The following is a 26,358-nucleotide window of genomic DNA, read 5'->3' as shown; positions in this document are numbered from 1 at the left end:
CAGCGGTTAACCTGCTTTACTAACTCTTCTTTTTGCCTTCGCGGCGGATAAACGGCAAAGCGACCGGAGCAAACTCTTTCATGACTTTTCTGTAAACTTCGCGCTTAAACGCGACAACCTGACGTACCGGATACCAATAACTGACCCAACGCCAGCTATCAAATTCAGGATGCGTGGTTTTAAGTAAATTTACATCTTCGTCTGCGCAGGTCAGCCGTAGCAAAAACCACTTTTGCTTCTGGCCAATACACACCGGGTTGCTGTCTTTGCGAATTAACCGCTTCGGCAGTTTATACCTTAACCAATGCTTGGTTGTGGCAATGATCTCCACATCTTTTGCGGTCAGGCCTACCTCTTCATGTAATTCACGGAACATGGCTTGTTCCGGCGTTTCGCCATCATCAATGCCACCCTGTGGGTATTGCCAGGAATGCTGACCATACCGTTTTGCCCAAAACACCTGTCCCTGGTGATTACAAATCACTATGCCGACATTGGCCCGAAAACCTTCGGCATCGATCACACAAACCTCTGGCGGATCTTAAAACAATATGTAAAAGATTCTTTCATAAAGTCAGGGCTTGGGCAAACGGTATTTTCAGCACTGGTTTTACAGACTTATCCACAACAAGCACTTTACAACACCAGCCCATGTGCACTTTTTCACAGAGACTGTTGATAAAACTGTGCACACTATTAGTTTAACCACTGCATAACCCGGAAAGTCCTCAGCACGGCTGTCAGCTTTGCAGTTTTTTTTAAAATAGTTTCAATGCATTACAGCTTATACATCAATATTGATTATCAGCTTGGCTTGTGAGTAAGTCCGTTTGCTGCGTTTTTAAGCAGCAAACCGGGCGAAAAAATGCTAGCGTATTTCACCCCTTGTTTAAAATGACCTTTATGCCTGCTGCTCCTGCAACACTTGCCGAATTACTAAGCCGCAGCAATGCCCTCGCCGGGTTAACCCTGGGGCAACTTGCCGCTCAAATACAGCTGCCGGTGCCGCAGAATCTGCAAAAGGACAAAGGCTGGGTCGGCCAGTTACTGGAGCAAATACTTGGTGCCAGCGCCGGTTCAAAAGCCGAACCTGATTTTCCGCATTTAGGCGTAGAGCTAAAAACCCTGCCGATTGATCAACAAGGCAAACCGCTTGAGAGCACTTATGTCTGTGTTGCACCACTCACCGGCGTTGCCGGTCAGCAATGGCATGAGTCCTGGGTTTGTCAGAAGCTGCAACGGGTACTATGGGTACCCATTTTGGCGGAGCGCAGCATCCCTCTGGCCGAACGTATGGTAGGCACGGCATTTTTATGGCAACCCAGCCCGGAGCAGCAACGGGCGTTGCAACAAGATTGGGAAGAACTGATGGAGCAAATCACACTTGGCGGTATCGCTACTATTCGCGGGGCTCAGGGCAAAATTCTGCAATTGCGGCCCAAAGCCGCCAACAGCAAAGCACTTACAGCTGCTGTTGGCGCAAAGGGCGAACCTATCCGCACCCTGCCCAGAGGTTTTTACTTAAAAGCCGGTTTCACCGCGGCGTTGTTACACCAACAGTTTCAGCTGAGTTAGTTACGGTATTTATCCACAATACGGTTGTAACTGCCATCGTCACGCAGTTGCTGCAGGCCGCTGTTAAAACGCTGTACCTGCTGCTCTGTCACCGAACTTTTGCTAAACATAACGTACACGTCTGACGCGCCCAGGCTGATACTGTGTGGCTGAATATACTTGTCCAACCCTTTACGGCGTAAAATTGACGCTCCAACGAAGCTGTCTTCCAACAAACCGTCGATCTCTTCGTCTAACAAGCGGGCCATATTCAGCTCACTGATAATAGCGCCGACAAACTTATCTTTGTGGGCTTCATCAGCGTACAAAGCGGCTACCTCGTCGCCATAAAAATACTCGTTAACTATGCCAACTTTATGCCCGGCGCCGATAAAGGCTTTCAGGTCATCGAACGGTAAACCAGCTTGCTCTTTACGCACATACAGCTGAAAGCGCTCTTCACGGTATGGCTCTGAAAAGTAGGCAAATTCTTCTCTGTCGGGCGTTTTCGATGCACCGAGCACAAAATCTACCTCTCCGTCTTTTAACAGGGTTAATAACTCCAGCCAACTGCCCTGCACCACATCTAACTCGCACTGCATCCCTTCGGCAACCGCCTGCACCAGCTCTACATCAAGCCCGGTAACGGTATTACCGACAGAGATATACTGGTATGGCTCCCAGGCATCCATACCCATGGTCATATTGCAGGCCGGTTTTGCAACTTCAGTAGACGCCGGGGCATCTGTGGCAGGTGCCTGAGCTTGTGTCTGTGGTTGTTGCATGGCGGGTTCGCAACCAGCTAAGGTTATAGTGAGTACAACGACTAACAGCTTGTAAGTTTTCATATTACACCTCAAGGCGTTATCGGATTGCCTCAAGCTTAGTGCATAACAGCTGCTTTTGCCGGTTAAAGCCAAAAGATGCAGAAAAAAGTCTTAGTCAGGGGATGGTGCTTTGTGCTCTGTTGGCGCGGACTTTACCGGCGCACCGAATAAGGTCCGGCCAAGGCTACGCAGTGACGACTGTGTTAAACAGTCGCGCCACATGCGCCGCCATTCGTAGAAGGTGATGGTTAGCGGGTTGTCGGAGTGAAAATCATCGGTAATGCCGTAACGGCAGGGTTCGTCGTCACGCTCAGCGACAAAGCTGCCGAACAGCCGATCCCAGATAATCAGCACGCCGCCAAAGTTCTTATCGATATACACCGGATTACAGGCGTGATGCACCCGATGATGTGACGGCGTATTAAACAGCCATTCCAACGCGCCTAACGAGCGCACAGCTTGCGTATGGACAAAAAACTGAAAAGCCAGATTAAGCGCCACTACAGCAAACACTACTGAAGGCGTAAAACCAAGCAGAATCATTGGTGTCCAGAATAACCACATGCCGGATAAGGGGTAGGTCAGGCTTTGCCGGAATGCGGTACTGAAGTTCATCAACCTGGAGCTGTGGTGTGCCACATGCGAGGCCCATAACCAGCGGACATGGTGCGACGCACGATGGAACCAGTAGTAGAGAAAGTCCTGCAATAAAAATGCGATAGCAATAGTAGCGACACTCAGCTCAATATCAAACAACCGAAACTGATGCAGCCAGAGAAAAAACGGCATTAACAGCAGCAAAGCCAGCATATCACTGCCCTGATGCAGCAGTGCCAATACCGCGTTTGCCAGCGTATCCTGCCAGCGATACAACGCCGGAGCAGCATGCCTGGCGCGGTACCACTCCCAGCCGATAAAGCCGAGAAATACCGGGCTTAGCACTAACAAAATTAACTCAACAGGGATCATCTGCAGTTATCCGGACACTGTGTACGAAACGCTACCGGCTAACGTACCGGTAAATCGAACCTGGCAAACATACGGTCAATTTCTTCCTGATTGCGCAGCATATTGGCTTTCTCTACCACATCCCTCGTTAGATGCGGCGCAAAACGCTCAATGAAATCATACATATAAGTGCGTAAAAAAGCGCCTTTGCGAAAGCCGATTTTAGTGGTCGAGGCATCAAATAAATGGCTGGCATCGATAGCGACCAAATCTTTGTCCAGCTCTTTATCCATCGCCATCGACGCTATTACACCAACCCCCAGTCCGAGCCGGACATAGGTTTTAATAACGTCAGCGTCGGTGGCAGTAAACACGATCTTCGGCTCCAACCCTTTAGCCGCAAAGGCTCTGTCCAGTTCAGAACGTCCGGTGAAACCAAATACATAAGTTACGATAGGGTGCTGTGCCACATCTTCCACCGCGATTTTACGGCCCAGTTGCAGCAACGGATGATCATGGCGCACTATCACGCTGCGATTCCAGTGATAACAGGGCAACATGACCAAATCGTTATATAAGTGCAGGGCTTCAGTGGCAATAGCAAAATCCGCATCGCCGCGTGACGCCGCTTCGGAAATTTGCTGCGGTGTCCCCTGGTGCATATGCAATGACACTTTCGGGTATTTTTGCATAAAACCGCTGATCACCGGCGGTAATGCATAACGCGCCTGAGTATGGGTGGTAGCAATATTCAGTTTGCCCTGATCAGGTAAGGTATGCTCTTTCGCTACCGCTTTAATGCTTTCTACTTTAGCCAGAATTTGCTGAGCTATATCAATAACATCGCGACCGGCCGGCGTAACATGGGTTAAATGCTTACCGCTACGGCCAAACACCTGAATGCCCAGCTCATCTTCGAGCATGCGTACCTGTTTACTGATACCCGGCTGCGAGGTATAAAGGCTTTCAGCAGTTGAAGAAACATTCAGGTTGTGGTTCAACACTTCAACTATATAACGCAGCTGCTGCAATTTCATGTGTCACAGATCCGGTAATGGCATATCATTGCTCAATATACCTATCTGGCAAGATATTCCAACTTATTTTTAATTTCCTTGCCGCTATAACTAATGGTAGCTAAAACTATAGTGGCTGCCAGCCGCTTTTGTGGCCGTAGCGTGGTTATCCTAAGGAGCACTTATGAGTAAAACTGTACCGGCTATTGATTTTGCTTCTGTGCTGGCATCTACTGTTCACGATATGAAAAACTCATTGTGTATGCTGATCCAATCTACAGAGCTTATTCAGCAGGAAAGTGCGCAGTTATCCGGCAACGCCCGCGATGAGTTGGCGCGGCTGAATTATGAAGCCAACCGGCTCAACTCTAATCTGCTGCAACTGCTGTCATTATACCGTTTGGAGCGAAACCAGTTGCCGGTACAAATTGATCAACACTATATGGCTGATATAGCTGAAGAATTGGTGCTGAAAAATCAATTTTATACCGAACAGCGTAAGTTGCAGCTACAGACTGAACTGCCGGATAACCTGCACTGGTTTTTTGACTATGACCTGGTTATGAATCTGCTTAATGACGCCGTTGCAAATGCGCTGCGCTATTGTGACCGGCGTATTTTGCTTACCGTTAGCCAACAGCAGCAACTGCTGGTACTGGAAGTGCACGACGATGGTCAGGGCTTTCCGGAATTTATGCTGAATAGCGACGCTATTGATATGAATACACCGGATTTAGCCAACAATCACACCGGACTTGGAATATTTTTTGCTAAGCTTATTGCACGTGCGCACAACAATAAGGGCGTGCGGGGTACTGTTGAACTGCGTAACGGCGGCAGATATGGCGGTGGCGTGTTCCGGCTGACTTTGCCCTGAAGCATACAGTTCGCTGTTATTTCAGCTGTTTTGTGATTAATATGACAGTCAGGTTCTGTCCTTGACGAGGTTTTAATGCTGTTAACCTTAATAATAACGCTGGTAGTGGCTCTGGTTGTTATAGCAGTAATAGTTAATGCTATTCAACAACATAAAGAACGCTTAGCCACGTTAAAACGTGCTGAGTTCAGCAAGTTGCGCGCTATGCTGGAGGACACCGAAGAGTTGATGGTGAATGCCGCTAATGTGCCGCTGTCTGTGCCGCTGCAACAAATGTTGCTGAAACGAACCGCAACAACGCTCAAAGCTATGGTTGAACTGGAACCCGGCGCGCGTGATATTAAACAGCGCTTGCAAGATACTGAGAGCCGGCTGGCAGACAATAGCGCCGATAGCAGCGCGGTGGCAGAAACTGTGACCTTACCGGACAATGACCAACAACTTATTGCCATGATCAAAGGCATTAAGCGGCTGCGTACTGTGCTGCGCGGTGAGCACGCCAGAGGTAATATTGATACGCAGATGGTAATCCAGGAAGATAAACGGCTTGAAGTGCTGCAATTGCGTATTAATGTTGAAAGCCAGGTTAAACGCGGTAATCAGGCCAGAGCCAACAATATGCTTGGCTCTGCCAGGCAGTATTTTGAAAAAGCCCTGACGGCGCTCAGCAGCACTCCGCATCAGGATGACTATGTATTGATGCGCAAATCAGAAATTATGCAGGGATTGGAAGATATTGCCAGCCAGTTGAAAGAAGGCAATGTAAGAGACCGCGAGAAAAAAGAAGAAAAAGAAAACAAAGATTTAGACGAGCTGTTTGCACCAAAACGCAAATGGTAGCACTTCCAACATAAAAACGGGCCGCAATAGCGGCCCGTTTTACTTACAACATGCACAGCATCAGGCTTTAGTTACCACCCACTTGCCGGCTTCATACCATGCCGACCAACCGGTGGCTTTGCCGTCTTTTTCTGACATCACATATTGCTGCTTGGTCTTGCGGCTCCAGCGCACTATTGCCGGATTACCTTCTGGATCTTTTACCGGTGCATCGGCCAGGTAATAGAACTTTGGTGATAACTGCGCACGGTATTTGGCCAGCTCTGCTACCAACGGCGCCCGTGTCTCACGTGATTTCGGGAAGGTAGCTGCTGCCAGAAACAAACCGGCGGCTCCATCACGCAGCACAAAGTAGGTATCCGACTTTTCACACTTCAGCTCCGGCAAATGCACCGGATCTTCTTTTGGTGGTGCAGCTTCGCCACTACGCAGCAGCTTACGGGTATTTTTACACTCCGTATTAGTACAGCCAAAATACTTACCGAAGCGGCCGGATTTTAACTGCATATCACTGCCACACTTATCACATTCGATTAGCGGGCCGTCGTAGCCTTTAATTTTAAAGCTGCCCTGCTCTACCTGATAGCCATCACACGCCGGGTTATTGCCGCAAACATGCAGTTTACGCTGCTCGTCTATCAGATAACTGTCCATCGCCGTACCGCATTTGGCACAGCGTTTTTTCTGCCGCAGGGCTTCGGTTTCCATTTCATCGTCGTCACTGACATTTACTGCCACATCACCGGACACCAGGTTCATGGTGGTGGTGCAACGTTCTTTCGGCGGCAGGTTATAACCGGAGCAACCTAAAAACACCCCGGTAGAAGCAGTACGAATGCCCATAGGCCGGCCGCAAGTAGGGCAGACAATATCTGTCAGGACAAACTGATTTACCCGCATGCCGCCCTGCTCAGGGTCGTTTTCTGCGGTTTTCAGCTTTTGATAAAAATCGCCGTAGAAGCTGTCCAGCTCTTTACGCCATTGCGCCTGGCCATTGGCAATGTCATCCAGCTTCAGTTCCATATTGGCAGTAAAGTCGTAGTTCATCAGATCATTGAAGTTTTCTACCAGGCGGTCGGTCACTATTTCGCCCATCTTTTCCGCGTAAAAGCGTTTATTCTCTACCCGCACATAGCCGCGGTCCTGAATGGTCGAAATAATAGACGCGTAGGTAGAGGGCCGGCCGATACCGCGCTTCTCCAGCTCTTTTACCAAGCTGGCTTCACTAAAACGCGCCGCAGGCTTGGTAAAGTGCTGCGCACTGTTCAATTGCTGCAGTTGCAACATTTCCCCCGGTTTCACATCGGGTAACAGACTGTCTTCTTCGTCTTTGCGCTTAACTGCCGGCTGTACCTTAGTCCAACCATCAAAACGCAACACGCGGCCTTTGGCTTTTAATTCAAAATCACCGGCCTGCACAATAATATTCGTCACATCGTATAACGCCGGCGGCATCTGACACGCCACAAACTGGCGCCAAATTAGCTCGTACAGCTTGCGGGCATCGGCTTCCATATCGCCCAGACTACCGGCCAACACATTCACATCTGACGGCCGTATCGCTTCGTGCGCTTCCTGGGCGTTGGCTTTGCTGCCGTAGCTCAGCGGCTGCTCCGGCAGATATTTTTTACCAAACTGTGCAGCAATATAGTCACGGCAAGCGCTTACCGCATCCGCACTTAAATTAGTTGAATCGGTACGCATATAGGTAATGTGGCCGGCTTCATACAAACGCTGCGCCAGCATCATGGTTTTTTTGACACCATAGCCCAGCCTGGTGCTGGCTGCTTGTTGCAATGTCGAGGTAATAAAAGGCGCCTGCGGTTTACTGCTGCTGGGTTTATCTTCCCGCTCCAGCACCTTGTAGCCGGCGTTATTTAATAAGGCTAAGGCGGCGTCAGCTTCGGCTTTATTCACCGGTTTAAAAGCTTTACCCTGCTGTTTGGTCACATCCAACTGCAACGCCTGTTTTGCCGCGGTTAAGGTATCTGCGGCAACTGTCCAGTATTCTTCCGGCACAAAGGCTTTGATTTCGCGCTCACGCTCTACTACTAAACGCACAGCGACTGATTGCACGCGGCCGGCAGACAACCCCCTGGCAACTTTTTTCCATAACAGCGGCGATACCATAAAGCCCACCACGCGGTCGAGAAACCGTCTGGCTTGTTGTGCATTAACGCGGTCTACATTCACTTCACCGGGTTCTTCAAAAGCATTTTGAATAGCGTTTTTGGTAATTTCGTTAAACACCACCCGTTTAAAACGCTGCTCATCACCACCGATAATTTGCTGCAAATGCCAGGCAATAGCTTCCCCTTCACGGTCTAAGTCCGTTGCCAGGTAAACGGTTTCCGCCTTTTCAGCCAGAGCTTTGAGCTCTTTAACCACCTTTTCCTTACCGGGCAAAATTTCATAACGCGCCTTCCAACCATGTGCCGGGTCTATACCCATGCGGTCGACCAGGGCCTGATATTCTTTTTCTTCTTTGCTCAGCGTTTTGTTCGCGGCGGCTTTTTCTTTACTGCTGCTGGTGGGCAAATCGCGAATATGGCCAACACTGGATTTGACGATAAAGTCTTTGCCAAGGTATTTGTTGATTGTTTTCGCTTTTGCCGGTGATTCGACTATAACCAGTGATTTCGCCATCTTAATCCCGAGATCCCTAACATTTTATGCATGTCAATTATGCTGCTTTTTTAACGTATATCCGTAAACCGCAGTTGTGACAAGTGAATAAACTCATTATTATGCAAACCAGCTCAATTTAAGAGCTGTCTGGCGAAACGTTCGCCAAACCGAATGAAGCATCCTCAGCGGCCGCAAAAATAATAAAAACAGTGCCCATTCCAAATAAAGGATATAAAGCAAAAATGAAATTCTTTGAAGCAAACTTCGATGGCCTGGTAGGGCCAACTCATAACTATGCCGGTTTATCTATCGGCAATGTTGCCTCGTTATCTAACGCTAAAAACAGCTCCAGCCCGCGTCAGGCAGCAAAACAAGGCTTAAGTAAAATGAAAGCCCTGCATGACTTAGGCATGGTGCAAGGTGTACTGGCACCTCAGGAACGTCCTGATGTCTATACCTTACGCCGCCTTGGTTTTACCGGTTCAGATGCTCAGGTAATAGAGAAAGCCGCTAAACAGGCGCCTGCGGTATTCAGAGCGGTATGCTCAGCTTCCAGCATGTGGACAGCTAATGCCGCGACTATATCGCCTTCTGCCGACACTGCAGATGGCAAAGTGCACTTTACCCCGGCCAACCTGACCAACAAATTTCACCGTTCGCTGGAACCTGTTACCACCGGCAATATATTGCAGGCGATGTTCCGCAACCCTGAGCATTTTGCGCATCATACACATTTACCCGACAATGATCACTTCGGTGATGAGGGCGCGGCGAATCATACCAGACTTTGCAGCGCTTATGGTAAGCGCGGTGTAGAACTGTTTGTGTTTGGCCGTTATGCGTTCGACAGCAGCAAGCCGGCACCGCAGCGTTTTCCGGCTCGCCATACATTGGAAGCCTGCGAGGCCGTAGCGCGCTTGCACGGATTAAGTGATGAGCATGTGGTGTATATGCAGCAAAACCCTGACGTTATCGACCAGGGCGTATTCCATAACGATGTTATTGCAGTAGGTAATCAAAACGTACTGTTTTACCACCAGCAAGCCTTTGTTGACTCACAAGCTAAACTAAGTGAGTTACAACGCAAATTCGGCAATGACAGCGAACTGCACCTGATAGAAGTACTAAACAGCGAAGTCTCCGTGGCAGAAGCCATTAAAACTTACTTGTTTAATACCCAGGTTATTACATTGGCCAACGGCGAAATGGCCATTATTGCCCCGACAGAATGCCAGGATAGCGCGGCCGTATCGTCTTATCTGGCGGCATTAACACAGCGTAATACACCGATAAAACAAATCCACTATTACGATGTTAAGCAAAGTATGCGTAACGGTGGCGGCCCGGCGTGTTTGCGCCTGCGCGTAGCAATGAGCGAGCAGGAAAAACAAGCCGTTAACCAAAATGTGCTGATGAATGACAAGCTGTTTGCCACGTTGAATCAGTGGGTAGATAAGCATTATCGTGATCAAATCAGCGAAGCTGACTTAGCCGATCCTCAGTTATTGCTTGAATCGCGCACAGCATTGGATGAGTTGACACAAATCCTGGATCTGGGTTCGGTTTATCAGTTCCAACAAGTATAAATTACATAATTTTGGCGTAAAAAAAGGGAGCTGAATCAGCTCCCTTTATTTTTGTATCCACAACTCATCAGCGGGTGGTTGTGCAATCTAACTCAACACCAAAAGCATTGGTAACAGGTGCATTAGCTTCATCGTCAGCATCATCCTGTGAATAAGCAAGCCGGTAATCCCTGTATGACACGTTTTCAGTTCCTGCTGAAGAGCCGCTCACCTGAAGACGAACAGTCATCCAAGCACCTACATCTTGAGGATAGGTAAGAAGAAATACAGCTATACCATTTTCATCAGCCGTAATTGTCTTAAGTGAAGTAGCACGGTTGCCGGGGGTCAACTCACCGTTATTATTGCCAAGACCGGTGTCATCCTCTCCATCATCCTTAATACCATTTAAATTTGCATCTTCATTCGGACACTCAATTGCATTAGCAGCCGGAACCCACGATAGAAAAGTACCAACCGCTGGATTTTTTACCCAGTCGCCCTTAAAGTAATTTATTGGCGTAACACTGAGATTCAAAGTTTGGCCTTCGACAGGATTACCTGAACTATCAGTCACAATTACTGAAAATTCCTTTTGATATGTGCTTTCGCTTGGCTTCTGAATAGTGTTACCTGTACCAAAGCGGAAAAATAATGTGCGCTCCCCCACTGCAATATCTGTGGCATCTACAATAGCGTTATTGCTTTGTAATGCCGCTTGAATTTTCAAGTTCAGGCCGTCAACACCAGCCCCACTTGTTGCATCAGCGGTAAATACCGTAGTTGCAATGCCTTGAGAATTGGTAATTGCAGTTCCGCTGCTAATCGTTCCACCAGCGGCGTTGTCCAGTGAAAACACTATTGTCTGGTTTTTAACCGGGTTATTGTTAGCATCACGTAGCACAGCACGGATGGTACTGATCTCACCCGGACCAACTTGTGAAGGAGTAGCCTGAGTTTCGATTTTTGTGGGTACAGTGGCAATAAACTCAATTACTTTTTTTGCACTTACGGCGCTATTACCTGAACCGCCAGCCGCGCTGAGCGTCACCAAACCAGCATAAGCCGAACGCACATATGCCTCTGCTACACCTGCTCCATCTGTATCATTGGTTGCTGACACCGCATTCGCCAAATTAGCAGCCTCATCCGCAACAACTCCCCGCGTTGTGCTGAAAGTGACTTCTGCTGCCGGATTAGCCGCGTTATTAACCAACCACTCAACTTCGACTTTTTGTGCTGTATTAAGTGCGACTTCTTGCACCGGATCGCCAGGAAGAGCGTCATCAGCGATATCTGTCAGCGTTAAAAAGGCGAAGGCATCGGCACTAACATTAATACTGGCAATAGCCGTTACACCTGCGGCTGTAACGGTAAGAGAATCTGTTCCACTGTTAACAGCGTTATATGAAAAGCTGGCCTTACCGGATGTCCCGGCTGTGGCCGGGCTGTCGTCACTCAGTGAATTTTCTAATGCCGACACCACCTGAACTTCAGTACCCTGAATACCTGCGCCGCTCGAGTCTGTTAAAAACACATCTATCGTAACAGTGTCACCTAAAACAATTGAATCAGGTGCGGCTATTTCTAACTGATTGCCAACTACAGATACTGTTAATTCGGCTGTTTGCTGCTGAACCCCGGCTGTTACTACTATATTACGGTTGCTCTTAGCTGATTGCGTTGCCAACGTCGCCCGTGCAACACCATTAGCGCCTGTCACACTGTCAAGTTGAGTCAATTCACCGGAGTCGGCAGCAAAGGTTACCGGCACCCCCTCGACAACAACATTATTTGAATCCCGCACTAATGCCGTCAGTTCGATTTTATCTGCAATGGCGGTGCCCAGTTGCAGGGTATCAGCAATCAACACCACTGAACCAACTGTCACATCGACTTGATCACCACCATCACCAACTGACGTAAATGCCGCATCGGCAGAGGCGTCTTCATAGCTGGCTGTTACACTACCGGCTCCGCTGCTGCTACCTGCCAACAAGGAAATCGTCGCTACGCCGTCAGCGTTAGTCACTGCGGTTCCTGCGGTATTGCTCAAAGTCGCCAAGGCTGTATTGCTCAGTTCAAACTCAACCAAACGACCGGCGACAACACCATTGTTTGTCGCAGTTAACGTGGCTGTTGCTGTTAAAGGCGTTGCCTGAGCTAATGCCGAGGATGGTTCACCCGCTGCATCAGTCAAAGCAATCGTGACAGTATATACAGGTGTGTTTCCATCACCAGGCCCACCAGTATCTCCATCTGAATCAAGCGTACCACCGCCGCCACAGGCGGCCAGTGTTGTAATGATTAACGCAACAAAAAGTTGCCGGATGTTTCGCATGAAAACTCTCCCTAGCTGTTTTTATTATATAGTTTTGTTAATTCTGTATCTTAAACCATTAATCCGGCAAACGTCACAGCTATTTTGAAAAAAAAATTGACCTTGTCTGCCTTTCGCCTGTCCAACCTGTTAGGCTTAAGCTTATTATAAACTTACAATTAGTTTGATGTTATGACAGCACCTAAGAAGCTGGGCTTAACAGCCCGCATTGTTATTGGTATGGCCGCAGGTATCGCCGTGGGCTTTTTCTTTAAATGGCTGCTGGCCGGGCAGGATGAACGCGTGTTGCACCTGTTTGGCCTGGATTTGCAGTTAAAGGCTCTGTTTGTAGATGGCTTATTTCATATTGGCGGGGAAATCTTTATTGCCAGCTTAAAAATGCTGGTAGTGCCGCTGGTGTTTGTCTCTCTGGTTTGTGGTACCTGTTCACTATCCGATACCTCCAGCCTGGGCCGTTTGGGTGGAAAAACTATTGGTTTGTATCTGGTGACTACGGCAATTGCCATTAGCCTGGCTATCTTTGCTGCGTTACTGATTGCGCCTGGCGAAGGTGTGCAAATGCAATCTGACGCCACTTTCAACCCCAGCGAAGCCCCCGCACTGTCGCAGGTATTTATTAATATTTTCCCCAGTAACCCCATTGAATCAATGGCCAAAGGCAACATGCTGCAGATTATCGTCTTTGCTGTGCTGTTTGGTTTGGCTATGGCAATGAGCGGCAAAGCCGGTGAACGGCTGTCTGCCGTGTTCACTGATCTTAGCGAAGTGATTATGAAGCTAGTTACTTTGCTGATGAATCTGGCGCCCTATGGTGTGTTCTTCCTGATGGCTAAGTTGTTCACTACGCTGGGTTTTGAAACCATTGCCAGTTTGGCGAAATACTTTGGCGTTGTAATGTTTGTTTTAGTGCTGCATGGTTTTGTCAGTTACAGCATTATCCTCAAGCTGTTATCCGGGCTTAATCCGTTAATATTTTTCCGGAAAATGCAGGATGCGGCGCTATTTGGTTTCAGCACATCCAGCAGCAACGCAACCATGCCGGTGACGATGGAGGCCGTAACAAACAAACTGGGAGTAAAAAACAGCATTGCCTCTTTTACCGTGCCGCTGGGCGCCACCATTAATATGGACGGCACTGCTATTATGCAGGGTGTCGCAACGGTATTTATTGCTCAGGTGTTTGGCATCGACCTGACGCTGGGTGATTACCTTATGGTAATTCTGACCGCCACTTTAGCCTCTGTGGGCACAGCCGGTGTGCCGGGAGTTGGCCTGATTATGCTGGCCATGGTATTACAACAAGTAGGGCTGCCGGTGGAAGGCATAGCACTGATTATTGGTGTAGACCGCTTATTGGATATGACCCGTACCGCGGTTAATGTTACCGGCGATGCTATGGTTTCCTGTATTGTAGGTAAAAGTGAAAAAGCTTTTGATCAAGCCGTCTTTGATGATGTAAACGCCGGCAGCAAAGAGGAAAATATCGATTTTCATCACTTGCGTTAACTGCATCGCTAAAGCTAAAAAAGCCTGCTATTGCAGGCTTTTTTATGCAGTGCGCTGCTAGCGTAACCAACTGTTTTGCATCAGTTTTTGCCACCACTGTGACACTATATTAGCGGAGCCCATGCCTACTTTCTCGGCAATACCTTTCTTCAGCTGATACCGGACCTGGAACAATCTGCGCTGTGACAACTGTTGCTGCATGTAATCATCGCTGGTTTGAATGACATCAACCAGCTGCAGCGGCAACGCCTGATAACCAAACCAATGCTCGCCGGTGGCTACAGCGTCAATATCCAACTGCGGCCGGTGATCGCGGACAAACTGCTTAAACAGCTGATGTGTTTGCTCCAGCTCCTGTTGAAATTTCTGCCGGCCTTTCTCGGTATTCTCACCAAATAAAGTGACAGTACGCTTATACTCACCAGCGGTAAATTGCTCAAAATCGACATGACTTTTTTTCAGCAACTTATTGAAGTTCGGCAATTGCGCTATAACGCCTATAGAACCGACAATAGCAAAAGGCGCGGCTATAATTTGGTTACCGATACAGGCCATCATATAACCACCGCTGGCAGCTACCTTATCTACCGCAACGGTTAGGCTGATACCACCTTTACGCAGTCGATCCAGCTGCGACGCGGCCAGGCCATAACCATGCACCACCCCCCCACCGCTTTCTAACCGCAACAGTACCTCATCAGTTTTATCTGCTACCGCCAGAATAGCAGTAACTTCTTCGCGCAGTGCTTCGGCTTCTCTGGCATCCATACTGCCGTTAAAATCGACTACAAATAACCGCGGCTTTTGCTGCTCAGCAGTTTCAGCTTGCTCCTTGCGCCATTTTTTAAACTGCTTTTTCTCCATCAAATGCTGTTGCAGCTCCGCAGTCTGCCGGCGGTACTGCGCGGAAATATCGGTAAATTGCAGTTGGCCTTTTTTCGGCCGGGGTTTACTTAACGCCGCACCGGCTATCAAGCCGATAACTACTGCGACCGCAACCACAAAAGTAGCCACCTTTGCCAAAAATAAACCGTATTCGTATAAAAATTCCAATATTGTATCCTCAACACGCTTTTATGCATTGTAACCGCTTATTGCAAAAGAAAAAGCCCGGCAAGCCGGGCTTTTGAATCGCTTAGTGCGGCTTAGTTAGCTGGTGCCAACACTGCCGGATTTGCAACAACCAGTGCAGCGCCCTGATTCGCCAGGAAAGTAGCAACATGCGTTTGCATTTCCTGAGTAGCCGCGCCACTGCTTGTTGGATCCAGTAAAGAACCGTGCGCACCTGCTGTAAAGCGCGCAATCACATTACTTGCCAACGCCTGTGGACCAGCTACTGCATCAACTGCTGTTGCGCCTAACAAACGGGCGAATGGCTCAGTGCCACCCAACGGCATGCCAACCGTTTGGTTCGGAATTACACGGTCAGATGTTGCTGAGTTCACACCAGTGCCGATTACCTCAGCGATATAGACCGGTGTTTCGGTACCAGCCAACAGTTGCAGGTAGTTGTTTGGATCACCCGCATCAGTAATGGTTTGTGCTGCAAAAGCAAATTGCGCCAAAGTACCACTGATGGCAGCAGCTACCGGCGCTGTTGCGCTGGCTATGTAGGCATCTATCTGACCGGCAGCACAGTTAGTAAAGGCTGCGGCATTTTCTGCCAAAGGCAGGCACTCTGAATTTGCTCCCAAATACTCCACAAAGCCAGGCTTCAATGCATCAGCACCCAGCACAATGCTGGCACGGATCAGCGCACCGAAACTGGCCGACTCCAGCAGGAAGTTAGCCACAGCGCCACCAGGTACCGATAAGGCCGCTGATTGCATACGGTAAGCAGCATCCATATTTGTATTGCCACTTGGCATATTGGCTAAGGCTACCGCAGAAGCACCGGTAATAGAGCCCAGCGACATACCCAACAATTGTACGTTGGCCATATTCAGGTCAAGACCGGTAACATTATTCAGTGCCAACCGTAGTGCTAACGTATCGGCAATGCTTTGACGCAGGTTATCGCGGGTGACCAATAAATTAGACAGGTTCATGTACACAGTTGCGTTGCCATTCTCAACACCACAACTGCTACCGGATGCATTGATACCATTAAAACCACGTGAGCCGTGTAATGGCTGATCAATAGCAGCCGTAGCAAAACCAGCTTGGGTCAGCGCAGCCGTTACTGCCAGCATGTTCTCTTTACAGGAGGTAATACCATGCGACAGAATGACGACCGGCCAGCCTTCTGCCGGTGCAGCCGCATTAGGTGCTGTCATAATCAATTCAGCTGTTTGATATGAATTGATTTTAGGAATGGTATTGAATTTGGTCAGGTGGTGCTGTGGATCTTTATCCAGGTCACGCAGTTGCCCTTGTGACAAAGCCAGACATGTACCATCAGCAACTGACTGTGCACCTTCGGGTTTTTCACTGGCAGGCAGTTGCGCTAAAATAGCTCCGCTGTCACACAATGCACTCCAGCGCGTATTTAACGGCGCTGTTGGCGCTTCTGCAGTTTGAGCACCAAGATAATACGGCAGGTCAACCGAGCCGCTATACAACATCACGTTGTCAAAAGCCGTATTGCCGGTTAACGGCGTATCCGGAATCATTGATACCGGCGCTACTGCATTTACCGTGATTGCGCCTGGGTTATAAGGTGAGCCCGGTGCGGCCATCAATGACTTTACAGTTGCCAACACATTCAGCGTCGATTGCGTTGTCATCGCTGCGGTATAAACAACGGTGTCTTTATCAACACCTTCGCCAGCCAGTACATTCTCAAAGCTGTTGATTAAACGCTGTAACCCTAACTGTGCCGGTGTGTTCAGCGGTAATGTCTCAACATCTTGCTTAACTAATTCATAAGAGGTAGAGGGTGCAAGTGAATTACCGTTATCGTCCTCAATTAAGCTCGTCAGGGCGGTGATATAAGTCGTTGCGGCTTTTAATGGCTTTAATGGCACTACTACTACATTTTTACCACTAACCGTAGTTACAAAATCGACGCCAAAAGTAAGCTCGGCCACCACTTTACAAGCAAAACCACGGTTCGCTGTAACACAGTCTTCATCCGTAGCTCTTGGATCCTGCATTACCATCTCAAACACGCGTACAGCACCTGGCTGCTGAACGGATGCCAAAACCAACTCTGCTTCACCGATTAAGTCTACTTCTATCGGGTAAGGATGCTGGGTTGACCAACCATCTAAAGCACCAATAGCAGTAGAAGGGTCGCTACCATATTCCGGTGCGTCTAAAGGTAAACCAGCAGCATTGCGCTCAGATGGCATATACAAGGTACCGTCTGAATACAGCGGCGTGCCATCAGCAGTCGCTGCAGGAAACTGGAATAATAAATCGTTTGGAACAGATAAGCGTGGTGTTGCGGCGGCAGGGTCAAACACCACACGGGATAATGGCTTAACGCTACCTTGCTCTTCTTGTTTAATCTCGTCCAGCGTTTCGCCACCACACCCGGTTAACCCCAACGCGAGTGCAACAGCTAAGCTTAGTGCCAGCTTGTTCATAGTTTCTCCCCTATCCTGACTTTATTTTTTATTGCAAAGCAAATACTTACCTTGCTTATTGGAAATCTGTTGTGCTTATAGCCTGTAACAGCTACGACCAGTTAAAGTTAACTCAAACTAAAAGAAATCGCTAGCTGAAAAATACAGATCAGACGAAGAAAGGTGCAAATTCCGGCATTTACGCGTATGCTGACGCCGTTTTTGCGGCAACAAGTGAGATTTTATGCAAAGTTATCAAGCAACTACTGACGCACTGCAAGATAAAGTGATACTGGTAACCGGTGCCGGCGACGGCATAGGTAAAGAAGCAGCCTTAACCTATGCCCGTTATGGTGCCAGCGTTATTTTGCTGGGCAAAACAGTTAATAAGCTTACTGCTGTATATGACGAAATAGTCGCAAGCGGCGCGAAAGAGCCTGCCATTATCCCGCTGGATCTAAAAGGTGCTACCGCTAAACACTATCGTGATATGGCCGCTACCATTAAGGCCGAATTCGGTAAGCTTGATGGCGTATTGCACAACGCCGGCATTTTAGGCGTGCTTAGCCCGTTTGAACATATTGATCTGCCTACCTGGCAAGATATTATGCAGGTTAATGTCACGGCACCTATGTTGATGACCCAGGCATTGCTACCGGTGTTAAAACTGGCCCCTGCCGCCTCTGTAGTATTTACTTCTTCTGGTGTCGGGCGTAAAGGCCGGGCATTTTGGGGCCCTTACGCGGTATCCAAATTTGCAACTGAAGGCTTAATGCAGGTAATTGCCGATGAATATGATACCAGCACTATTCGGGTCAATTGTATTAACCCCGGTGCTACCCGCACTAAGATGCGCAGCCGGGCCTACCCTGGCGAAGATGTTAATTTATTAAAAACACCAGCCGATTTAATGTGGCTTTATCTGTATCTGATGAGCGACGACAGCATGGCGGTTAACGGCCAGTCGTTAGATGCACAACCTAAATAAAAAAACCCGGCTGAAGCCGGGTTTTTCTTAGCACAGAACGCTTATTTTTTGGTCAAAATCTCTTCAGCGTTAGCGGCCGCCCATTCATTCCAGGCATCCACTTTGGCATTAAAGTTTTCTACTGCCTGAGCTGTTGCATCAACAATTAAGCTGTCTATTTGCTTAGCGTACTTTTTGTCTACTTTCGTTACCGGCACCACGTCAATACCGCGGTCCTGTAAACCCTTTTTCATAGTATGGGTACGTAATAATTGCAACTGGCCATTTTCTACATAAAAATACTGGCTGTCTTTATTAATTGTTTTGAATTTTGGTTTGGTAGGTCTTTTATCTGACCGTGCCGCAGGATCTGCTGACTCAAGCACCATTTCATTGTTCAATTTGTAGCCTAATTGCTCCAGCGTAAAGCCCTGAGATTTAGCAAGCTGCTCCAGTTGAGTAATTAACTCGACTTCTTTCTGCCGCTCAGCCAGTACGCTGTTCAGGGTATCAATTACATCGGTCAGCTTACCTAAGGTCAGCTCTTTTGCTGCTTTCTTCAATTCGCGTTTATCTAATAAAATCGACATTGCCATCTCCTTTAATAATTCGTTGCAACAGGATAAGCAATTAAACGCATAAAAGAAAGATTTAATAAAGAATGATTACACTAAAATAATATCATTCATTCAGCTTCGGTTAAGATTGATATTATTTCGGCTGTTTTTTGTTCCATTATTAGTACATCACCTTTTGATTCCACGTTCAATCTTAGCACATTCTCTGTATTTGAGCTGCGGATATTAAAGCGCCAACCTGCCATTTCGATACTCAAACCATCGGTGTAGTCAACAGATACAGCGCCAGGAAGATAGCGTGCTCTGACCAGGTCAATCGCCTCTTGCGGCTTGGCAATCTGGAAATTCAACTCACCAGAGGAGGGAAAAGCCGTAATCATATCCTGCACCAGTACCGACAGCGGCTTTGCTGTTACTGACATTAACTCAGCAACTAACAGCCAGGGGATCATGCCGCTGTCGCAATAGGCAAAGTCCCGGAAATAATGGTGTGCACTCATTTCACCGCCATAAACCGCATCTTCCAGCCGCATGCGCTCTTTGATAAAAGCATGGCCGGTTTTACTCATTATCGCGACGCCACCGTGCTGCTGCGCTACTGCAAGAGTATTCCAGAATAATCTGGGGTCATGAATAATTTTTTGCCCCGGGAATTTTTGTAAAAATGCCGCTGCTAACAGGCCGACAATATAATAACCTTCAATAAAGTTGCCGCGTTGATCAAACAGAAAACAGCGGTCAAAGTCGCCATCCCATGCAATACCGAAATCAGCTTTATGTTTGATAACAGCTTCAGCGGTTGCCGCACGATTTTGGCTTAACAGCGGATTAGGAATGCCGTTGGGGAACGTTGCATCCGGCTGATGGTGCAGTTTAATAAAGCGCAGCGGAACTTGTTGCAGCTTAAAAGCTGCTTCAATGGCGTCAATAACGTGGCCGGCCGCGCCATTACCTGCGTTGACTACCAATGTCATTGGTTTGAGTTTGTTAACATCGATATAGCTCAGCATATGGGCAATATACGCCGGCAAGATGCACTGCTTACGATAAGGCACGCCGTTGCACATCAGGCTGTCTTGCTGCGCCAACGATGTCGCACGCTGACAAAATTGCTGATAAGCCTGCTGAGGAAAAGGTTGCGCCAGCAACTGTGCAGTAAGAACTTTAATATCCGCCAGCCCGGTGTCACCACTGATGGGCCGCGCATTGTGCCGCACTAATTTCATACCGTTATAGTCAATCGGGTTGTGGCTGGCCGTTACTTCAATAGCGCCATCCACAGCCAGGTACTGAGCGGCAAAATACACTTCTTCTGTACCTGTCATGCCAAGGTCAATCACCGCAACACCTTCATCAGACAACCCCAGTGCCAGCGCCAGCTTTAACGACTCTGACGTGGCCCGCACATCGGCACCTAAGGCGACGGTTTTTGGTTGCACCACCTGTGCATAAGCGCGGCCGATACACCAGGCAATATGTTCATTCAGCTCTTCGCCCAGCTTGCCACGAATATCATAGGCTTTAAAACAGCGCAGCGGATCCTCAGTTGCGGCCATACTTATCCTCAAAGCGCACTATATCGTCTTCACCAAGATAACTGCCGGATTGCACTTCAATCAGCTCTAACGGAATTTTGCCGGGGTTTTCCAGGGAGTGGATCACACCGACCGGAATATAGGTCGACTCATTCTCGGTGACCATAAACTCTTTATCACCATTTCTGACCAATGCCGAGCCGCTCACCACTACCCAGTGCTCCGCACGATGATGATGCATTTGTACCGACAGCTTGGCGCCGGGTTTAACCGTAATGTGTTTTACCTGGTAACGGTTACCGCTATCGATAGCATCATATTTGCCCCAGGGCCGGAATACTTCGCGGTGTAAATCAACCTCGGTGCGGCCATAACTTTGCAGTTTGGCGACGATATTTTTTACGCCCTGTATATGGGCTTTGCCGGCAACCAATACCGCATCTTTGGTCTCAACCACCACCACATCATCCAGGCCAATCACGGCCACCAGTCGCTCTTCGGCATTTACATAGCTATTCTTACATTGCTCCAGCAATACATCACCGCGACAGGCGTTACCCTGCTCGTCTTTGGCCATCACATCCCACAACGCATCCCAACTGCCAACGTCACTCCAGCCGGCGTCCAGCGCGACCATAGCCGCGTTAGCCGATTTTTCCATCACGGCATAGTCAATCGAATCCGACGGGCTGGTAGAAAAGCCGGCTTTATCCAGCCGGATAAAATCCAAATCATTAGCCGCTTTGGCCAACGCTTGCTCTGCCGCACTGACAATAGCCGGCGCAAACTGCTGCAACTCCGCCAAAAAACGGCTGGCTTTAAATAAAAACATGCCGCTGTTCCAAAAATAATCACCCGAATCAACAAACTGTTTGGCCGTTGCAAAATCGGGCTTTTCATAAAACTGCGCCACTGCCGCTACTTCAGGCGGCAATGTTTCATCGCTGCCCTCAGCACGGCGAATATAACCATAGCCGGTGTGGGCACTGGTAGGTACTATGCCAAAGGTAACCAATTTACCTTGCTCTGCCGCAGGAATGGCCAATTCAATGGCACGATGAAAAGCCGGAATATCTTTAATAACATGATCAGCAGCGAGGATCAGCAGCAGTGGATCTTCGCCGCCGGCCATTGCCTGTATTGCTGCTACAGCAATCGCCGGCGCCGTATTGCGACCCACCGGCTCCAGCATAATGGTGGCTTGCGCTGTTGCCAGCTCGCGTATTTGCTCTGCCACCATAAAGCGATGATCTTCATTACAAATAATCAGCGGCGGCTGTAAATCTGCCAAGCCTTTTAGTCGCAGCAACGTATTTTGCAACATGCTTTTTTCGTTTAACAACGGCAGAAACTGCTTGGGTTTTTTCGCGCGGGACAAAGGCCACAGCCTGGTGCCTGAACCACCCGATAAGATGACGGGGATCATTTTGACTCCTTTCAAGGTAAAATTCCGTTTTGAAACAATGCTTGCCACAGTATAGTCAGATTGTCAGCCAGCCGTCAGCTGTTTGTGTTAACTTAAAACACGTGAGGCAAATTTGTTTAATTGAGCTGATTTTAGCTGGTCGGTGCTCTAAAAGTGGTTAAAATCGGCTATCTTGGCGCAATTTTTCTGATCAGGGTGGACTATGCCGGATTTTAAACAACTGTTTATCAATAATAAAAATTGGGCTGACCGGATTGAAAAAGAACAACCCGGTTTTTTCAAACAACTGTCTGAGCAACAGGCACCGGAGTATTTGTGGATTGGCTGCTCCGACAGCCGTGTACCGGCCAATGAAATTGTCGGCTTATTGCCGGGCGAATTATTTGTGCACCGCAATGTAGCTAATCTGGTATTGCATTCCGATATGAACTGCTTGTCGGTGCTGCAGTACGCTATCGATATTCTCAAAGTAAAACATATATTGGTGGTAGGCCATTACGGCTGCGGTGGCGTAAAAGCTGCGATGACCAAGCAGCGGGTTGGCTTTGTCGATAACTGGCTACGTAATGTTAAAGATGTGTATTCCATGCACCGCGACGAGCTGGACCAGGTTGCCGATGAAAGCGAGCGCTTAAACCGGCTGATTGAGTTAAACGTTATGGAGCAGGTGCGTAATTTATGCCATACCAGCTTTGTGCAGGAAGCCTGGGAGCGCGGCCAGCCATTAACCATTCATGGCTGGGTGTACAGTTTGCGCAACGGCCGCGTAAAAGACTTACGTGTCAGCCATTCCTGTACCGATAAAATCGATGACATTTATACCCTGGATTTGGCGGAAATCACTGAAAAATAATCACTTAAAGATTATTTGCTGTTGCGCTACCGGTTTGTAGGTGGCGCTGTGGCCCTCAACCCAGTTGCCGTTTTGCAAATAGCTGGATTTAGTCTGCAAGCTACCATCGGGCATGATACGGCTGAACGATTTCACCTGCGTAATGCCGTTCTGATTGTTCTCTACTTGTTCCAGCGCAATAATCTCGCCGCTTTGTGTATCAAAGGTCATGCTGCCGTGGGTATAGAAGCCCGCGGTAGTAAAATAGTAATAGGCCAGGCTCTGCTGGTTTTCATCCCAGAAGATAAATGACTCACCACCATATTGGCCATCATTAATCGAATGCACTGTCTTGATGGCCTGGCCATTTAAGGCCCGGCTCCACAGCGAACGGTCAATCACTGTTGTCTGGGCCCCGGGCTGCGTTAAATCTCCCTGCCAATGCTGATTAAGGTAAGGCCGCAGTGGTTCCAGCTTCGGATGCAGCTCACCCTGCTCAGTTGCAAAAACGGCTGTAGTTAGCAGCACACTAAGCCACAACAATACTGTTTTCATGCTAGCACTCTCTCAATGACGTTGTGTCAAGTATCAGAGAAAAGCCACGCAATGTAAAACCCGCCGTTACAGGATCACCGTTTTATTGCCATGCACAAATACGCGATCTTCTACTACCAGCTGCAGCGCCTTACTCAGTGCCGACTTTTCCACATCACGACCGGCGCGGGCCATATCGTCTGCACTGAAGTTATGATCTACCGGCGCCACCATCTGTTGAATGATTGGCCCTTCGTCTAAATCATCATTTACAAAGTGTGCAGTGGCACCAATAATCTTCACACCGCGCTCAAACGCCTGCTGATAAGGATTAGCGCCGATAAAGGCCGGTAAAAAACTGTGGTGAATATTGATAATTTTATTCGGGAACTGCGCCACAAACGCCGGCGTTAAAATACGCATAAACTTGGCCAGCACCAGATACTCCGGCTGATAGGGTTTAATCACCTCCAACAGCGCGGCTTCGTGTTCAGTGCGGCTCAACCCCTGCTGGCTGACATAATGGTAAGGTAAGTCAAACCTGGCGGCCAGTTGCTTAAGCTCCGGGTAGTTGCCCACTACAGCGGCAATGTCCAGTGCCAGTGAGCCGTCAAATACTTTGATCAGAATATCACCCAGGCAATGCGCTTCTTTGGTTACCAACACTACAACGCGCTTGGCGCGCCGGCTGACTAAGCTGCGCTCTGAGCCCGGCGGTAAGGCGCGGTCCAAATCAAACAACAGCGTGGCGTCGTTAAATATGCCTTCAAGCTCAGTACGCATATAAAATTGGCCGCTAACCGGGTCGACGTATTCCGTATTACGGATGATGTTTAGCTGGTGCTTGTAACAAATATTAGTGATCTGCGCGATCAGCCCTTTAGAATCAGGACATTCCGTTAATAAAATCTTGCGTTCCATGATGTTGGTATACCTTGTTCAAATCAGCCTATGTTTTACCGCATCTTAGGCTATAGCGTCAAAGACATTCAGACGTCTTCGACTTAACTTGTTGTTTCGACAAAAAACCGCATAATACCGCTCAATGTACTTTGTTGCGGCACAAGGAGCCTATGGCGTCGTATCAGTTTAACGTGGTGGGTTATATTCAATCACCCTACAAACAAAAGTTTGCTATACCGCGCCAGCCGGGGCTGATCCCGGAGGCGACCGGTTATCTGGTACTGGAAGATGACTACAGCGACGACACCATTTTGCGCGGCATCGACTGCTTCAGCCATTTGTGGTTGTTGTTTGTATTCCATGAAACGGCTGATAAAGGCTGGTCACCCATGGTGCGGCCACCGCGTTTGGGCGGTAATACGCGTAAAGGTGTGTTTGCCACCCGCGCTACCTTCCGGCCTAACCCTATAGGGTTGTCCGTGGTAAAGCTGGAGGGCGTAGAGCGTAGCAACGGCAAATTAATGCTGAAATTGAGCGGTATCGATTTACTTGACGGCACACCGGTTGTAGATATTAAGCCTTATTTGCCATACTCCGACGCGCTGCCGCATGCCGCCGGCGGTTTTGCCGATGCAGCACCGCAAACCGCGATGACGGTAAGTTTTAGCGACGCGGCCAGCACATTTTGCCGGCAGCAAAGCCAATACCCTGATTTACAAGTATTTATAGAAAAGGTGTTAAAACAAGACCCGCGGCCGTCTTATAAAAAACAACGCGAAGGTGAACAAAGTTACGGCATGACGCTGTATAACTACAATATTAAATGGACCGTGAACGGAGAACATAACCATGTTACTGAAATCCATCAGCTACCTGAGTAGTTTGGCAGCTGCAGCAACCTGTGTTGCCGTATCCGCCACTACGTTACCGGATTTACCCGAGCCGGTAAGCAATAACGCTGTAGCCAGCACCACAGTGCGCGGCAAAACCTACATTGCCAGTTTTATGGGAATAGCGCCCGGCAAGCAACACAGCGATATTCACAATAAGGTTTGGATGCACACAGTTGGCGAATTTAATTGGCAAAGCCTGCCGGCTGTGCCCAGCACCCAAAAAGTGAATGGCCGCATTGCCGCCAGCGCGGTGGCGTTAAACAATAACTTTTTTGTTTTTGGCGGCTTTAGCGTTAATGCGGATGGCAGTGAGCAAACCGCCGTTGACAGTTATCGCATTGATCCGATAACCAAGCGTTACACCAAACTGAACGACATACCGGTGCCGGTGGACGACGCTGTGGCGTTAACCTATCAGAACCGTTATATCTATCTGGTTAGCGGCTGGAGTGACCATGGCAATGTGAATCTGGTGCAGGTATTTGATAACTTTACCCAGCGCTGGTCACAGGCCACGCCGTTTCCGGGCAAGCCGGTATTTGGTTTAGCCGGCGCAATGACAGACAATACCATGCTGGTTTGTGACGGTGTGGCGCTACAGTACTATGCCGATAAAAAGCGTGAGTATAAAAGTGAACCAGCCTGTTACCTCGGCACAGTGGGCAGCAATGCCAACCAGATTGACTGGCGGCTGATACCCCATCCTACCGGCACAGCACGTTATCGAATGGCAGCCATCAATACCAAGATCGATGGCAAAGATATGCTGGTGTTTATCGGCGGCAGTACCAACCCGTACAACTATGACGGTATTGGCTATAATGGCGAGGCTTCCGCGCCGGACAGCAAAGTCTGGTTGTTTTCAGTGGCGGATAAACGCTGGCTAAAAGCGGCTGACACCACGCCGGTGATGGACTTACGTTCTCTGGTAGAGATAGACGGTGACATCTACTCCGTTGGTGGTATGCAACAGCGCCAGCAAGTCAGCGCTAAACTGATTAAACACCCGATAAAACTCCAATAGAATTGCCCCTGCCGCCTTGCTAGAATGGCAGCAATTTTTTCAGCACGACATATGA

The 26,358-nt window shown here is 48.6% G+C and carries 22 protein-coding genes; 9 read left to right on the top strand and 13 right to left on the bottom strand.

The genetic code is table 11. From position 1 onward, the window contains the following. Positions 1-19: 19 nt before the first annotated feature. Positions 20-523, bottom strand: a complete 504-nt coding sequence (gene rppH, locus Q8O77_RS11585; RefSeq protein ID WP_305553032.1) for an RNA pyrophosphohydrolase — start codon at positions 521-523, stop codon at positions 20-22. A 380-nt stretch (positions 524-903) separates the two neighbouring features. On the opposite strand from rppH, the gene mutH reads away from it, so the two are divergent. After that, positions 904-1,575 (top strand): DNA mismatch repair endonuclease MutH, encoded by a 672-nt coding sequence (gene mutH / locus Q8O77_RS11580; RefSeq protein WP_305553030.1) that lies wholly within the window; start codon positions 904-906, stop codon positions 1,573-1,575. On the opposite strand, the gene Q8O77_RS11575 is transcribed toward mutH, so the two are convergent. The 3 genes from Q8O77_RS11575 to cysB form a co-directional block, all read right to left on the bottom strand. Further along, entirely contained in the window at positions 1,572-2,402 is an 831-nt protein-coding gene (locus tag Q8O77_RS11575; RefSeq protein ID WP_305553028.1) for an ABC transporter substrate-binding protein, read from the bottom strand. The two genes, mutH and Q8O77_RS11575, sit on opposite strands and share 4 nt — an antisense overlap. A gap of 90 nt (positions 2,403-2,492) precedes the next feature. Then, the gene (locus tag Q8O77_RS11570) at positions 2,493-3,350 is read right to left on the bottom strand and encodes a sterol desaturase family protein (protein ID WP_305553026.1); all 858 of its coding nucleotides are present in this window, start codon (positions 3,348-3,350) and stop codon (positions 2,493-2,495) included. 38 nt (positions 3,351-3,388) lie between these two features. After that, positions 3,389-4,366 carry an HTH-type transcriptional regulator CysB gene (cysB, locus tag Q8O77_RS11565; protein WP_305553024.1) on the bottom strand — a complete coding sequence of 326 codons (978 nt, stop codon included), beginning with the start codon at positions 4,364-4,366 and terminating at the stop codon, positions 3,389-3,391. 163 nt (positions 4,367-4,529) lie between these two features. Here cysB and Q8O77_RS11560 point away from each other — a divergent pair, with 163 nt between their 5' ends. Both Q8O77_RS11560 and Q8O77_RS11555 read left to right on the top strand, forming a co-directional pair. Then, a complete protein-coding gene (locus Q8O77_RS11560; protein WP_305553022.1) occupies positions 4,530-5,222 on the top strand; it encodes a sensor histidine kinase KdpD in 693 nt (230 codons plus the stop codon). Positions 5,223-5,297: 75 nt separating this feature from the next. Then, complete coding sequence (locus tag Q8O77_RS11555) at positions 5,298-6,062, top strand: hypothetical protein (RefSeq protein WP_305553020.1); 765 nt, start codon at positions 5,298-5,300, stop codon at positions 6,060-6,062. A 60-nt stretch (positions 6,063-6,122) separates the two neighbouring features. Here Q8O77_RS11555 and topA read toward each other — a convergent pair whose 3' ends face one another. Beyond that, positions 6,123-8,708, bottom strand: coding sequence for a type I DNA topoisomerase (topA, locus tag Q8O77_RS11550; RefSeq protein WP_305553018.1), 2,586 nt, complete (start codon positions 8,706-8,708; stop codon positions 6,123-6,125). Positions 8,709-8,932: 224 nt separating this feature from the next. Between topA and astB the strand changes: the two genes are divergently transcribed. Continuing rightward, positions 8,933-10,276 (top strand): N-succinylarginine dihydrolase, encoded by a 1,344-nt coding sequence (astB, locus tag Q8O77_RS11545; protein ID WP_305553017.1) that lies wholly within the window; start codon positions 8,933-8,935, stop codon positions 10,274-10,276. A 67-nt stretch (positions 10,277-10,343) separates the two neighbouring features. Here the strand turns inward: astB and Q8O77_RS11540 are convergent, their stop codons facing one another. Beyond that, positions 10,344-12,596, bottom strand: coding sequence for an Ig-like domain-containing protein (locus Q8O77_RS11540; RefSeq protein ID WP_305553016.1), 2,253 nt, complete (start codon positions 12,594-12,596; stop codon positions 10,344-10,346). Between the two features lie 171 nt (positions 12,597-12,767). Here Q8O77_RS11540 and Q8O77_RS11535 point away from each other — a divergent pair, with 171 nt between their 5' ends. Next, positions 12,768-14,102, top strand: a complete 1,335-nt coding sequence (locus Q8O77_RS11535) for a dicarboxylate/amino acid:cation symporter (RefSeq protein ID WP_305553015.1) — start codon at positions 12,768-12,770, stop codon at positions 14,100-14,102. Positions 14,103-14,159: 57 nt separating this feature from the next. Here the strand turns inward: Q8O77_RS11535 and sohB are convergent, their stop codons facing one another. Both sohB and Q8O77_RS11525 read right to left on the bottom strand, forming a co-directional pair. Then, positions 14,160-15,155, bottom strand: coding sequence for a protease SohB (sohB, locus tag Q8O77_RS11530; RefSeq protein ID WP_305553014.1), 996 nt, complete (start codon positions 15,153-15,155; stop codon positions 14,160-14,162). A 92-nt stretch (positions 15,156-15,247) separates the two neighbouring features. Next, complete coding sequence (locus Q8O77_RS11525; protein ID WP_305553013.1) at positions 15,248-17,632, bottom strand: VolA/Pla-1 family phospholipase; 2,385 nt, start codon at positions 17,630-17,632, stop codon at positions 15,248-15,250. 223 nt (positions 17,633-17,855) lie between these two features. On the opposite strand from Q8O77_RS11525, the gene Q8O77_RS11520 reads away from it, so the two are divergent. Next, positions 17,856-18,599 (top strand): YciK family oxidoreductase, encoded by a 744-nt coding sequence (locus tag Q8O77_RS11520; RefSeq protein ID WP_305553012.1) that lies wholly within the window; start codon positions 17,856-17,858, stop codon positions 18,597-18,599. Positions 18,600-18,640: 41 nt separating this feature from the next. On the opposite strand, the gene Q8O77_RS11515 is transcribed toward Q8O77_RS11520, so the two are convergent. From Q8O77_RS11515 to Q8O77_RS11505, 3 genes are all read right to left on the bottom strand, one after another. Further along, entirely contained in the window at positions 18,641-19,168 is a 528-nt protein-coding gene (locus tag Q8O77_RS11515; protein ID WP_305553011.1) for an H-NS histone family protein, read from the bottom strand. A gap of 95 nt (positions 19,169-19,263) precedes the next feature. Next, positions 19,264-20,712, bottom strand: coding sequence for a phosphomannomutase CpsG (locus Q8O77_RS11510; protein ID WP_305553010.1), 1,449 nt, complete (start codon positions 20,710-20,712; stop codon positions 19,264-19,266). After that, on the bottom strand, positions 20,699-22,117 hold the full coding sequence (locus Q8O77_RS11505) for a mannose-1-phosphate guanylyltransferase/mannose-6-phosphate isomerase (RefSeq protein ID WP_305553009.1): 1,419 nt from the start codon (positions 22,115-22,117) through the stop codon (positions 20,699-20,701). The genes Q8O77_RS11510 and Q8O77_RS11505 overlap by 14 nt, the downstream gene beginning before the upstream one ends. Positions 22,118-22,319: 202 nt before the next feature. Between Q8O77_RS11505 and can the strand changes: the two genes are divergently transcribed. Next, entirely contained in the window at positions 22,320-22,970 is a 651-nt protein-coding gene (gene can, locus Q8O77_RS11500; RefSeq protein ID WP_305553008.1) for a carbonate dehydratase, read from the top strand. On the opposite strand, the gene Q8O77_RS11495 is transcribed toward can, so the two are convergent. Continuing rightward, positions 22,971-23,504, bottom strand: a complete 534-nt coding sequence (locus Q8O77_RS11495) for a hypothetical protein (RefSeq protein WP_305553007.1) — start codon at positions 23,502-23,504, stop codon at positions 22,971-22,973. A 66-nt stretch (positions 23,505-23,570) separates the two neighbouring features. Next, on the bottom strand, positions 23,571-24,404 hold the full coding sequence (gene purU, locus Q8O77_RS11490; protein WP_305553006.1) for a formyltetrahydrofolate deformylase: 834 nt from the start codon (positions 24,402-24,404) through the stop codon (positions 23,571-23,573). Between the two features lie 152 nt (positions 24,405-24,556). Here purU and tsaA point away from each other — a divergent pair, with 152 nt between their 5' ends. Further along, complete coding sequence (tsaA, locus tag Q8O77_RS11485; protein ID WP_305553005.1) at positions 24,557-25,267, top strand: tRNA (N6-threonylcarbamoyladenosine(37)-N6)-methyltransferase TrmO; 711 nt, start codon at positions 24,557-24,559, stop codon at positions 25,265-25,267. Then, positions 25,236-26,303 (top strand): galactose oxidase, encoded by a 1,068-nt coding sequence (locus Q8O77_RS11480; protein ID WP_305553004.1) that lies wholly within the window; start codon positions 25,236-25,238, stop codon positions 26,301-26,303. The genes tsaA and Q8O77_RS11480 overlap by 32 nt, the downstream gene beginning before the upstream one ends. Positions 26,304-26,358: the final 55 nt, after the last annotated feature.

This window comes from Rheinheimera sp., from assembly GCF_030690345.1.
GTDB lineage: Bacteria > Pseudomonadota > Gammaproteobacteria > Enterobacterales > Alteromonadaceae > Alishewanella.
Note: the sequence above shows the minus strand (reverse complement) of the source record. Positions and strands in the feature narration are given on the sequence as shown.